This is a genomic window from Ureibacillus xyleni (assembly GCF_900217795.1).
GTDB lineage: Bacteria > Bacillota > Bacilli > Bacillales_A > Planococcaceae > Ureibacillus > Ureibacillus xyleni.
In genome coordinates this window covers 97,640-110,090 of sequence record NZ_OBMQ01000015.1, presented here as the reverse complement: position 1 = coordinate 110,090, position 12,451 = coordinate 97,640, and the positions used below count along the sequence as shown (strand labels likewise).

11 protein-coding genes and 1 rRNA gene are annotated in these 12,451 nt (G+C 34.7%); 5 read left to right on the top strand and 7 right to left on the bottom strand.

Annotation, left to right across the window (positions count from 1 at the left end; all coding sequences use genetic code 11):
- Window positions 1-60, bottom strand: a 16S ribosomal RNA gene (locus tag CRO00_RS17350); the annotation flags it as partial.
- 416 nt (window positions 61-476) lie between these two features.
- A complete protein-coding gene (locus CRO00_RS17345) occupies window positions 477-1,478 on the bottom strand; it encodes a M23 family metallopeptidase (protein WP_419865886.1) in 1,002 nt (333 codons plus the stop codon).
- 141 nt (window positions 1,479-1,619) lie between these two features.
- On the opposite strand from CRO00_RS17345, the gene CRO00_RS17340 reads away from it, so the two are divergent.
- The 3 genes from CRO00_RS17340 (at window position 1,620) to CRO00_RS17330 (ending at window position 4,560) form a co-directional block, all read left to right on the top strand.
- Complete coding sequence (locus CRO00_RS17340; RefSeq protein WP_097074931.1) at window positions 1,620-1,934, top strand: thioredoxin family protein; 315 nt, start codon at window positions 1,620-1,622, stop codon at window positions 1,932-1,934.
- A gap of 216 nt (window positions 1,935-2,150) precedes the next feature.
- Window positions 2,151-3,260, top strand: a complete 1,110-nt coding sequence (locus CRO00_RS17335) for a helix-turn-helix domain-containing protein (RefSeq protein WP_161946723.1) — start codon at window positions 2,151-2,153, stop codon at window positions 3,258-3,260.
- Window positions 3,261-3,273: 13 nt separating this feature from the next.
- Window positions 3,274-4,560, top strand: a complete 1,287-nt coding sequence (locus CRO00_RS17330; RefSeq protein WP_097074929.1) for an alpha/beta hydrolase — start codon at window positions 3,274-3,276, stop codon at window positions 4,558-4,560.
- A gap of 598 nt (window positions 4,561-5,158) precedes the next feature.
- Here the strand turns inward: CRO00_RS17330 and CRO00_RS17325 are convergent.
- From CRO00_RS17325 to CRO00_RS17305, 5 genes are all read right to left on the bottom strand, one after another.
- Window positions 5,159-5,815, bottom strand: a complete 657-nt coding sequence (locus CRO00_RS17325) for a hypothetical protein (protein ID WP_161946722.1) — start codon at window positions 5,813-5,815, stop codon at window positions 5,159-5,161.
- Between the two features lie 121 nt (window positions 5,816-5,936).
- On the bottom strand, window positions 5,937-7,319 hold the full coding sequence (locus tag CRO00_RS17320) for an MATE family efflux transporter (RefSeq protein ID WP_097074927.1): 1,383 nt from the start codon (window positions 7,317-7,319) through the stop codon (window positions 5,937-5,939).
- A gap of 21 nt (window positions 7,320-7,340) precedes the next feature.
- Window positions 7,341-7,682 carry a GIY-YIG nuclease family protein gene (locus CRO00_RS17315; protein WP_097074938.1) on the bottom strand — a complete coding sequence of 114 codons (342 nt, stop codon included), beginning with the start codon at window positions 7,680-7,682 and terminating at the stop codon, window positions 7,341-7,343.
- Between the two features lie 17 nt (window positions 7,683-7,699).
- Window positions 7,700-8,455: a DUF2087 domain-containing protein gene (locus CRO00_RS17310; RefSeq protein WP_097074926.1), complete on the bottom strand. Its 756-nt coding sequence runs from the start codon at window positions 8,453-8,455 to the stop codon at window positions 7,700-7,702.
- Between the two features lie 204 nt (window positions 8,456-8,659).
- On the bottom strand, window positions 8,660-9,277 hold the full coding sequence (locus tag CRO00_RS17305; RefSeq protein ID WP_097074925.1) for a nitroreductase family protein: 618 nt from the start codon (window positions 9,275-9,277) through the stop codon (window positions 8,660-8,662).
- A 162-nt stretch (window positions 9,278-9,439) separates the two neighbouring features.
- Here CRO00_RS17305 and CRO00_RS17300 point away from each other — a divergent pair, with 162 nt between their 5' ends.
- Together CRO00_RS17300 and CRO00_RS17295 are read left to right on the top strand one after the other, a co-directional pair.
- Window positions 9,440-10,069 (top strand): DUF1643 domain-containing protein, encoded by a 630-nt coding sequence (locus CRO00_RS17300; RefSeq protein ID WP_097074924.1) that lies wholly within the window; start codon window positions 9,440-9,442, stop codon window positions 10,067-10,069.
- Window positions 10,070-10,224: 155 nt separating this feature from the next.
- Window positions 10,225-12,375, top strand: coding sequence for a SpoIID/LytB domain-containing protein (locus tag CRO00_RS17295; protein WP_097074923.1), 2,151 nt, complete (start codon window positions 10,225-10,227; stop codon window positions 12,373-12,375).
- Window positions 12,376-12,451 lie beyond the last annotated feature (76 nt).

The following is a 12,451-nucleotide window of genomic DNA, read 5'->3' as shown; positions in this document are numbered from 1 at the left end:
TTGCATGTATTAGGCACGCCGCCAGCGTTCGTCCTGAGCCAGGATCAAACTCTCCATAAAAGAATTTGATAAAGCTCAAATTTGCTGGCATCAAAATTGATGTCAAAATGTTTCTCAAATTAATGAGAAATTATATTCATTAACGTTTTGTTGTTCAGTTTTCAAAGTTCATTGTCGTTATCTCGAAAGCGACTTTTATATATTAGCATCTTTTAAGTTTTAATGTCAATACTTTTTTCAAATCTTTTCAGAAGTGAATTAATTGCTTTGCGAAACAACTTTATTAGTTTATCAATTTTACAAACGATTGTCAACATTTTTCATTTACAAACATCTTCAATATCAACATCATTCTCGCAATTAAGTTTGTCATAGTAACGACTTGTATTACTATACACGTCCTGAAAATGTATGTCAACATTGTTTTGTAAAAAAGTATATAAAAAGGTTGCTCCAAATTGGAACAACCTTATAAGCTATTTTTTATGCTGTTGTCGAGTGTATTTTTCCCATTGCATTAGTGAAGGGTATGGGTCAAATGCCCATTCAGTTCGACCGTTAAATTTGTACATACCATAATGTAAATGTGGTGGGAATTTACCTGATGTACCTTCTTTACCATACCCAGTGCTTCCTACACCACCAAGGAGGGTACCTGGTTCTACAATATCTCCCACTTTTAAACCTTTATTGAAATAAGCTAAGTGTGCATAGTAATGATACGTGTTATGGTTGTCCCGAATTCCAACGCGCCAACCTCCAAACTCGTTCCATCCCATTACTTCTATTACGCCATATGAAGTTGAAACAACAGGTGTACTATACCCAGCAAAAATGTCTGTTCCTTCATGTATACGTCTTCCGCCCCAGCCACGATTGGCACCCCAAGTTCCTCTATAGCTATAATTGTAGCCTCGAACAGGAACCGGGAAAACATGTGTATCTAAATCAATTGTATTATAATGCTTATATAGTTTTGCTATGGATAAGATTTGTTTTACGACCAGTTCACTTTGGTAATACTCCCATAAAGCAATTTTAAAATCCTCTTCATTCGGTCCAAATTTGCTCAAGTAATTACTTATTGTAAACATAATATCTTCATCATCATCTGAACTTGCGATTCCATCACCATTGCCATCAAGACCTAATCCCCCGAAGTATTTAATTGTAAAAGGCGATGTATCATCCATTATTGGGTTCATTGCGCCTGCCCAATATTCTTTAGAGAACTGAATGGCAACGGTGCTGTCACGTTTCGGAATATCCTTGCGAACATCTTGTATATTGCGTTCATACTGATCAATAGCAGCTAAGTAATACCAAGGAACAATATAATCCTGAAACTGTACGTACATAGACATTCGCTGCTGTATGATTTCCTCTCTAGAAGGTTTTTCATTAGCTCGTACAATCTCAGGTGAAATGGAACTACAGATTATTGTTAATATTAAAAGCGGTATTAAATGTCGAACCAATAATAAGCCTCCTTTCTTTTAATATAATGTCCGAAAAAAACAAAACCATGACTTCACATTGCAATTCAATTTATTATTTTGCTCATCCATGAGATATTATTATTGAAGCCTAATTTTAAAAATGCTTGGAGGAATTTTTATATGGAGAATTTACAATCACTTGAACAGTTTGAACAATTAAAATTAAATGGTCGTACAATTTTCATGTTTTCTGCTGATTGGTGTGGAGATTGCCGCTTTATTGATCCAGTTATGCCAGCAATTGAAGAAAAATATACTGATTATCGCTTTGTTAAGGTAGATCGAGATGAGTATATCGATTTATGTATCAAATTAGATATTTTCGGCATTCCAAGTTTCCTAGCCTATAATAATGGGGAAGAAATCGGACGTTTCGTTAGCAAAGATCGCAAAACACAGGAAGAAATTGAAGCTTTCATTAATGGGTTAAATTAACATACATTCTTTATCAGTTACAGGGAACTATAACAACAATTAATACATCGTTTCCATTAAAACAACATCCCCAACGCATTAGGCGAAGGGGATTTTTTGCGCTTATTACGAATAGAAAGTTCACCGTTAGTTGATTTAATCAACTATTATTAACTACCACTCGTTAGTTTTCCTTATAATTATCCCATATACTGGAGCTAGAAAGGGATGGGATATATGACAGGTTTTCAATTTGCTACTCGCATTAGTACATTGCGTAAAGAGATTGGTATTACACAAGAACAAGTTGCCCAATATGTTGGCGTGTCGAAAGCAGCTGTTTCGAAGTGGGAAACTGGGCTAAGTTATCCAGACATTACGTTACTACCTAAACTTGCAACATTTTTTAACTTATCAATCGATGCACTTCTTGGTTACGAACCACAAATGACTCAAGAAAATATTCAGAAATTATATACCCAACTCGCGGAAAAGTTTAGTATTCAAACATTTACAGAAGTCCAACAAGAAATAGAAAACTATGTAAAGGAATATTATTCATGCTTCCCCTTATTGCTGGAACTCGCTTTACTATACCTAAATTATCATAAACAAGCTGAGCACCCTGAAGAAGTTTTAAACCGAGTTGTTGAATTATGTGAGCGTGTACGTCATCACACCCAAGAATATAAATATGTTCATAAAGCGGAGATTGTAGAAGCGACAGCATTTCTAATGTTGAATGAAGCAGAAAAAGTACTTGAACTATTAGGTGATCACATTCAAGTTGAATTCGGAACTGAAAATATTATTGCCACTGCACAAACGATGATGAACCGACCGGATAAAGCAAGAGAAACACTTCAAATTAGTATGTACCAGCACTTATTCGGCCTCATCTCTAGTGCAACGGATTCGCTAATGCTTGAGGTTGAAAATATTGAACATTTTGATGAAACCATTAAACGAATGGAATTACTCATTAAAGAATTCCATGTTGAGAAGCTAAATGTAAATGCAGCTCTTGTCTTCTATATTAAAGCAGCCTATTGCAATATGATGCAACAACGACATGAAGAAGCAATGAAAATGTTGCAACTTTATGGTCGTTTAGTAAATAGTTTGACATTCCCGATTCACTTAAAAGGTGATGCTTATTTTGACTTACTTGAAAACTGGATGAGAAAAGAAATGGCACTTGGAGATTTTTCACCAAGGGATGTAGCTTCTATAAAAAAAGATATATTGGCAAACGTTACAGACCACCCTATTCTTGCTCCACTTCAGGAACGTCAAGATTATAAGGCACTTATTTTAAACTTAAAGCATCATTTGAATTTAACATAAGGAGTTAATAAATATGAAAAAATGGTTCGCTATATGTTTTATTGCATTACTAACACTTGTAGGATGTAACGCTGAAGGTACAGATAAAGGAAAATCAAAAAATGAGGAGGAACAAACCATGAATACACAATTTTTCGGGGAATGGGCAGGAAATATTGAAATACCAAATTCACCACTACCGGTAATCATCAAGCTGGAAGAAACAACAGGGACATTTTCAGTACCTGTGCAAGGATTAGAAAACTTCCCGTTTGAAAGTATCCGTTATAATGAAGATGCAGTAGATATTGCGATTAATCTACAAGGGCAAAAGATTTCAATAAAAGGGAAAATAGCTAACGGAGAGATTGAAGGTACGTTTACCCAAAATGGAGCAACTTTCCCGGTAATCTTTACACCTAACGACAGCACAGCAAAGGAAGAAACGAGTTACGAGCAAGTTTTAATTCCTGTAGAAGGTGGAGATTTAAAAGTTGCCCTTCAAAAAGCAAAAAATGGTGAACCATCCCCTGTTGCAATCATCGTGGCTGGAAGTGGTCCTACAGATAAAAACGGAAATTCCGTTGCAGGGGTGAAGTCCGATAGCTACAAAATGCTAGCTGAACAATTAGCAGAAAAGAATATTGCAACGATTCGTTATGATAAGCGTGGTATAGGAGAAAATACAATAATAGTGAAGGACCCGAATGCAGTTCAATTCTATGACTTTGCAAAAGATGTTGCTAGTATTATCGCTTATGCTAATTCTCAAGATTCGTTTACTTCCGTACATGTGATTGGACATAGCGAAGGAGCAATCCTTAGTACTTTAGCAGTACAAAAAGAGACAGTCGATTCCCTAATACTACTTGCAGGTACTGGTCGTAGAATCGATGAGGTCATGATTGATCAACTAAGCGCACAACTTTCTCCTGAACTAGTTAAAGAAAGTAAAGAGATTTTAGCAAAGGTAAAAGCTGGAGAAATCGTTGAAGACATGTCAAATGAATTAAAAATGATCTTCCCTGTTCCAAGCCAACCATACTTAACATCCTGGATAAAGTACGACCCAAAAGAGGAATTAGAAAAAGTCACAAATCCTAAATTTGTTATTCATGGTACGTCTGATATTCAAGTAATTGACAAAGATGTTGAGGCATTACGACAATCAGCCGATGAGACGGTAATCATTGAGGGCATGAATCACGTCTTAAAGAATGCACCGACCGATGTTGATGCGAACCTCGCTACTTATACTGATCCATCATTACCTTTACACGAAGAACTTATTCCAACTATTGAAAAGTTCATTAAGAAGTAAAACACATTCCCCATCGTAATATTGATGGGGATTTTTTTCAGAAAATTTCCTAATAATCTATCTTCCTCCGCTTACGTCCTTAATAGGCAATTTCAGATTGAATATGCTAAAACAAAAGAAAGATATCTCCTTGCAAGAACTCCCCTCTTTCTTGAACAAAGCCACTTCTTAGTTTTATAAGTGCCAATATCGACCCATCATTCATACCTCAATTTGGGAGATCCCTCACCCTCGGGACTCCTCTTTTTTATATTGCATTTCTCACAAGCCATGTAGCGACCCGCGATAATATTTTCGTTCGCAGTTGTACAAGTTCTTCAAATTGATAAAAGTATAATATTTTCTCATCTTTTACTGTATTCCCTTCTGGTGTTTGGGTTAAGACAAAATGAGCAAATGACTCAGCGAAATCTTCTTCTGGGGATACGCGAGCATATTCGGAAACAAAGAAATCATGTAAATCCCCACTTCCTGGAACTTCCCAAAATTCACGATAGAAACTTGTTAAGTAAGCATCTTTATAAAAACAACCTGAATCTGGTAAATACAGTGTGTTACATGCATCTTTGTCTTTCCAATAATCGATTTCGTTTTGATTTTATGATAAGAAATGAGCATACTCATGTAAGTATGTAACTAAAGTTTCAGAAGCTAATTCAACATTTTTATTATTCATGCCCAGTGTCCAATACTCTCCATTCTCATCATGTAAGGAAACATATGCAAGCGTGTCTCCACTTTCGAATACTTCAAAACGATTAATTTCTATTCGTTCTTCTTCAGGGATAAGCCAACTAAAGCTAAACCACAAATCGGCATGGTATTCCATCTCTTCATCAGATATATCAGTTTCGGTGTATATTGTTTCTTCGTCATTATCAACATCATATGTAGTCAGAACAGTAATTCCCTCTTCTCCTGTTGCAACGGATTGTTCTAATACTAGTGATCCATATTCAAATTCCAGTTGTTTTATCAATTCGTTACCCCATTTAACACAGGAAGCTTCATCATTACAATCAATCACTAAAGAACACGTTTCTTCCCCTGCAATATAGACTTCATTGCTATAACACCCGTTATCCAGAAGTGTAACTTTTTCTTCAATTACCTCTTCTTTAGGAACGTTTACCTCGGATAATCCGGTAACTGGTATAATAGCTGGTTCCGTTTCAACATCGAACTCTTCCACTAACTCCATGCAACCACCTACTAAGAACCAAAAGGCTATTAAGAGTAAGTGAAGAAGTTTCAAGGGAATGTACACTCCTTTCTACATATTTGATGTTTCTATATAGTACTAATCCCTTTTAAAAGTAATGAACGATTAAATAAAAAAAGCCTAGATTCTTAAGTAAGAACCTAGACTCGCTTCCTTAATCGTATACTAAGGATTTTATTGTTTTCTTTTTCCAAATAAAGTGATAGTAGCAATATTGAGCAGCTAAGTTAACAGCAAAAGCAATTGGATAAGCTAACCATACTCCGTTTATCCCTAAGCTTGTGAAGTTAGACAGTAAATATGCTGCAGGTACTTCAATAACCCAAATGCTACCGATTAAGAAAATTGTTGGCCATAGTACAACCCCAGTCGCTCGCATTGTCGCGGAAATTGCTTGCACGTGTCCTAATAGTAAATAACTCCAAAAGGAAATTAGGATCAGCCCTTTTGCAATTCCAATCGTATCTGCACTTGTTAAGAACAATTTTAATATTGGTTCTGCAAGTAGGTAGACAATAATAATTAAAACACCGCCAAACAAGTAACTTAACTTTAAACCTAGTTTTGTAATTTCCTTCACATTTTCTTGATTACCTGCGCCAATTGCTTGTGCTACGAATACTGAAATGGCAATGGAGACACTCATCCCTGGAATTTGAACGTACATTGCAATTTGATTAACAATTCCATAGGCAGCCGTTGCATCTGAGCCATAACTATTGACGAAGATAATTACAGCAACCTCAGCCATTGCAATTGCCACCATACTTATACTGGATGGAATGGCCAATTTTAATAAGGTTTTAATAATATCCCCTTTAAAATTGATATTTTTCATAATGATTTTGTCTAGCTTAATTACATGGTCATTTTTGTGTAAATAAATAAGTAATAAAACAAATGTTATTAAGTTCGAGAAAACAGATGCATATGCGGCACCATTTAACCCAAGGGCCGGTAAACCGAACCAACCAAACATTAAAATAGGTAGCAATGCGACATTTATTACGATACTTATAATCAAAAAAATTAAGGGCGTTTTCGAATCACCCGTTCCTCGAATAAATGTTGTGTAGCTCATATAAAGGAACATAATTGGGAGTGTTAAGAATAAGATTTTGGCATAACTTGCACTTTCCTCCAAAATGTTTTCAGGAGTTCCCATAATTTTTAAAATTGATTCCGTAAAAAATCCTCCAAAAATAGCTACAATAACAGAAAGAAGCAATGTAACAGCAAGGGTTACTCCAACAACTTCTTTCATTTTTGGGATATTACCAGCCCCATAGGTTTGGCCTACTAAAATTGAACTTCCCGACCCAATTCCTATTGCAAAGGATATGAGGAAAAAGAACAATGGAAAGAAAGCTGAAATTGCAGCAAGTGAATCTTCTCCTAATGTTTGGCCGACGATAATTGTACTTATCACTTGCCCAAAGGATTGAATTACACTCGAAAATGCAACCGGAATGAGAAAGAAAACCATCATTTTTTGAAGGGACATAGATGGTTTTGCTTGTTCTGAAATTAATTCCATTTTGATTTTCTCCATTTAAGTTTAATTGTAACCAGCATCATCAAAAGGTTGGCATTTAGATAGCCATTTTTCCTCTAGCTCTTTTAATGCTTCTTTTTCATTAAAATACGGAGAATCCTCCTTCTTCAAAGTTTCTAACACCTCTATTAAAAACGCATCTTTTCCAAATTTGTTCCAATCTTTCTGTAATTTTTTGTTAAAATGTGTATTGTTATTTAGCGTGAATTTAACCCCGTTAATTGTTTTTAAATTTCTCGTACTTTCAATTAATATCTTTCCATTTTCGGTATTTTTTATTTGATATACACCAGCTATTATTTCAATTTCTTGATATTGATGTTTTAGTTCTTTTTTTCGATCCATGCTTTTTAACCCTCTCTTTATTTCTTCACCCAATATGAACTACCATCTGCTTTTCGCTCAAGAAATGCATATTCTATTAAGTAGCGTCGAATTAAAACATAGTCTTCATATATCTCTTTTAGGATGTCATTTAATTCTTTCTCTGAATAATTCATGTTGCTATCAAGTCGATTTGCAATTGCACGTAATACTACTAGGCGTTGCTTTTCTTTCGGAGGAAATTTACTTAATGGTCCATCCAATCCTTGTAAAAAATACTTCTCTAATATTTTTGATTGTTCCCCTGTTGTCACTGCATATCGATCATCTACCATTTTTGCGTGTTTATGGGGTGTGATAAATGCAGGCGCATACTGATCCTTTTCCTTCAACAGTTCCATTATTGCAAGTAGTGTTTTTGCTTGACGTTCCTTCTCTTTTAACACAAAGCGATGATGACGAATCGTTGAACTACTGCCAATTTCCATTTCCTGTTGTATTTCCTTATCACTTTTTCCTGCATAAAAGTGTTTTAATAATGCGGTTTGATGTTCTGTTAAACCTGTTAACTTTTTATCAAGACTAAGCAAGTATTCGAATACTGAACCATGTTCTTGTTCAACATGTAAACGTATGAAGCGACTAGCCTCATATAGAACATCACCGTTTGGATAAATAACACCTTTTTCTACATGTACACCACATAGCAGGCATGTGAACTGATTGGAATCCTCATTATATCCGCGCTTTATTTCTTCAAGTGAGGCATTCCAGAAAACGTCGGTTAAATTCATTACATAACGTCCCTCCCAAAACATTTTCCGATTTCGTTTACCTAAACCACAAACGATTATTACATATGTTTATAAATATATAAACAATATATCAATTTGTTTGGCATTGGTCAACATTTTAAAGAAAACTTTGAAACGACTTTGATTCAAGTATCTAATAAGAAAAAAGACCCTTAAGATTTCTCTTAAAGGTCCATAAATTATTTATTTAAATACTTTTACTCGGTGGTCTAGGCTTTGATATTGCTTTTCCTTAGGAGGGGCAATTGGTTTTCCAAAAGGCATTTGAGCAAGGAGATTCCAACTTGTTGGTATATTCCATTCTTTACGCACTTTTTCATCGATTAGTGGATTATAATGCTGCACGGAAGCACCGTATCCTGCTTGCTCTAAGCCCGTCCAAACAATGTATTGTAGAATTCCTGAGTTTTGTTGGAACCATGAAGGAATATTATCTTTGTACGTAGGGAATTTTTCTTGGAGTTCATTTGAAACATCAAGGTCTTCAAAAAATAATACCGTTCCATAACCATTCTTGAATCCATTTAATTTCGCTTCAGTTGTGGCAAATCTGTCTGCAGGCAATCTTTCACTCAATGTTTCGATTGTGATGTCCCAAAGCTTTGTATGCTGTTCACCTACTAATAAAACTACTCGATCACCTTGTGAATTAAAGGCAGATGGTGCATGTAAGACCGATAAATTAATTAGTTCTTCAAGTTCTTCGTTCGTTAAAATTATTTCATTGTTAATTGAATAATATGTACGTCTTTCCTTTACTGCGTTATAAAAATCACTTACTTTTTCCTGTAATAACACCATTTTTCTATTCTCCTATATCTTGAATTTGAAACATATTAATTCTTCCATATCCCTCCATTAATTTCAAGCAATTGATATTAAATATATTAAAATATCAAGCTAATATTTCCCCCTATTACAGAATATTATGAATAACACTACATTTTACTGGGGGTTAGCTGTTTGGAAAATGTGAGAGCGATTGCAACTTTTCAACAAATCGGGGAAGAAGTTTACCGTACTAATACGTATATTCAATTCGGTACCTCTAGTCAATCCCTTGGTGCCGCAGTAATGTTAAATCCTGGTTCAGCACAACTCAAGGGAGAAGTGAGACGAAAGCTCGTCCAAACTGGGGCACATACAGATGAAGTATCTTTAGATCGTACTATGAGACAACTCGTAAAATTTATGAAAGCAACTCATTCCAATTTAAATGGTAGACTATACATTTACAACTTATTCTATGTAAAAAATGCAATAAGCAAAGAAGCAATCGAACTATTTGAATCTTTAAAGTCAACAGGTAATTACCCTACCATCACTAGACCGTCTTTAAGTGAAATTCAAAGACATCCATGGATTTTAATTGGTTGGGGTGTTGAGAAAGGAAAAAATTCTGGATTCTATGAATTAGAGAAGAAGAAATGGCTGGAATTAATAAAGGAAAGTAATATCCCGTATTTCGGTGTCCTATCAAAAGATAACGATTATTATCACCCTAACCCAAATGGTCCTGCCCACTCCGAACGTCTCCAGCAATTAATACAAGCCTTTAAGAAAGAAATTGAACCAAGCATTAGTAGAAATTAAACTTTAAGTCAGGAAAGATGTCTCGTTTAGTCTTTCCTGGTTTTTTATGTCATATGCTATTTGCAACTCTATTGGAAACAATTTAACATTGTTTCTCTGGAACTATCAATATACTATTAAATAGTAGTATAACAATAGATTCGGAGGACAATTAAATGAAAAAAGCACTACTTTTACTCGTAGTTCTAGCTATGTGTCTATCATTACTTCCGATTTCACAAAGTAATGCGCAGGAAAGTGAACCGATTGTAAAAGTAAAATTAGTGAACTATTTAGGAAATAAAACCGAGATTTCTTTAAAGCCAAATGGTGACTATTTAACGAGCGATGAAAATGTTGTGTTAAAGGCTAATGAAACTTATACATTAAAACAAGTTAGTGGAAAACTATCTTTATATAAAAATGGTACATTGTTAGGTTCATATCAAACTTTTTCTGTTAAGCCAAATTCTCCAACAAGTCAACTTTCCATAAACAATCGTCCGTATTTAGGAAGTTTTGATTTTATTGTTGAAAACAGTTACGTTCGACCAATAAATTCAGTTTATATGGAAGATTATTTAAAGGGCGTTGTTCCAATTGAAATGTATCCATCTTGGAATGTTGAAGCTTTAAAAACACAAGCAGTTGCTGCCCGAACATATGCAACAAGCTACCTCAATCGTGGAATTATTAACGACACAATTTCCTATCAAGTTTATGGTGGTTACGTATGGACACCTAATACAACAAAAGCTGTAGACGAAACTAAAGGAGAAGTTCTTCATTATAATGGTCGTTTAATCGATGCTGTATATTCTTCTAGTAACGGTGGTATGACAGAAAGTAATGCAAATGCTTGGGGAAATACACAAGTACCTTACCTAACAATTAAGGAAGACAATTATGACCCAAAATTTGTATGGAATTATTCTTTTAATAAAACACAAATCGATTTAACTAAATTAGATTTATCGAAGTCTTCAACATGGTGGGCTTCTACAAAAGAAGCTGATCCGTTAATCGCTTCAAATATTAAAGCTTGGTTAAACAATAATGGATATGCAAATAAAGATATAAAAATTACCGCAATCCCTACTTTTGCACTCTCTAATCCTGGTTCAGGTGGTCGTGTTAAAAACGGTACGATTACTGTTGAATTTTTAGTTAAAGATTTAGTAGATACTACTGGGAAGTTAGTGCCTCAACGCGTCTCCTATTCAAACGTGAACTCTTCAAGAATTCGTGCAATGATTGGGAATCGTGTTATGTTGAGTTATCTTGTAGATGAAGTTAAAACAGATTCCAATATAGTACAAGTTACAGGTCGCGGAGACGGACATGGTGTAGGGATGAGCCAATGGGGAGCACAGAAAATGGCTGAAAACGGCGGCAAAACCTATGCTGAGATTTTGAAGTTTTATTATACAGGCATATCAATTGTAAAAGTTTATGAACCTTCAATAAAAACTTCTAGTCCATCCCCAATGGAGCCTATTAAACAACCAATCGGGGAAATCGGTAGTGGAACAGATGTTGATGACAACGTAGACCGTACTGTACCTATTATTAGTGAAATTTCTTCAAGTTACGATGCTTCAAAAAAGGTGACATTAACTTATGCAATTAATGAAACTGTTAACACGTCAATTTATATAAAAGATTCAAATGGTGTAATATTACAATATTTTATGAAAAAATTAGAGCAAGCACCGGGAAAATATGTGGTACCTTGGGATGTTTCCTCTATTGGAAACGGAACATATACCTTTGGAATTATTACAACGGATTTAGCTGGTAATGTTTCATCTGCAATTCATAAATACACATTAAATATACCAAAAGATGAAAAGGCTCCCGCTATCACTAATATTGGGACAACTTATAAAAATAGCAAAAAAAATGTAACATTAAGTTATACGATGGATGAAGCAGCTATGGTTTCTGTCTATGTGAAGAATGCCAAAGGAGCTATTGTAAAACAAATCGAAAATAATACTGAAAAATCTATCGGAAAACAAACAGCTTTATGGAATGTCTCAAATATAGCTAACGGTTCCTATACTTTATTAGTGGTTGCAGAAGATGTTGCTGGAAACAAATCAACAAGAACACATAATTTTTCAGTTGCTAAAAGATATGTTGGTAAAATTAATGGTTCCAACGTATTCATTCGACAAAAAGCTTCTACCAATTCTACTTCTTTAGGTAAGCTCCAAACGGATAACACTGTACTTATTTTGAACAAAACAGGTTCTTGGTATTACATTCAATATGGTCAAAAGAAAGGCTATGTTTACGCCAAATATATCAATATAATAAGATAACTAAAAAACTGCATTCTCTTTTAAAGAGATGCAGTTTTTTCAAAATTATTTTGGGGTTTTAGTACCCACTATCAAA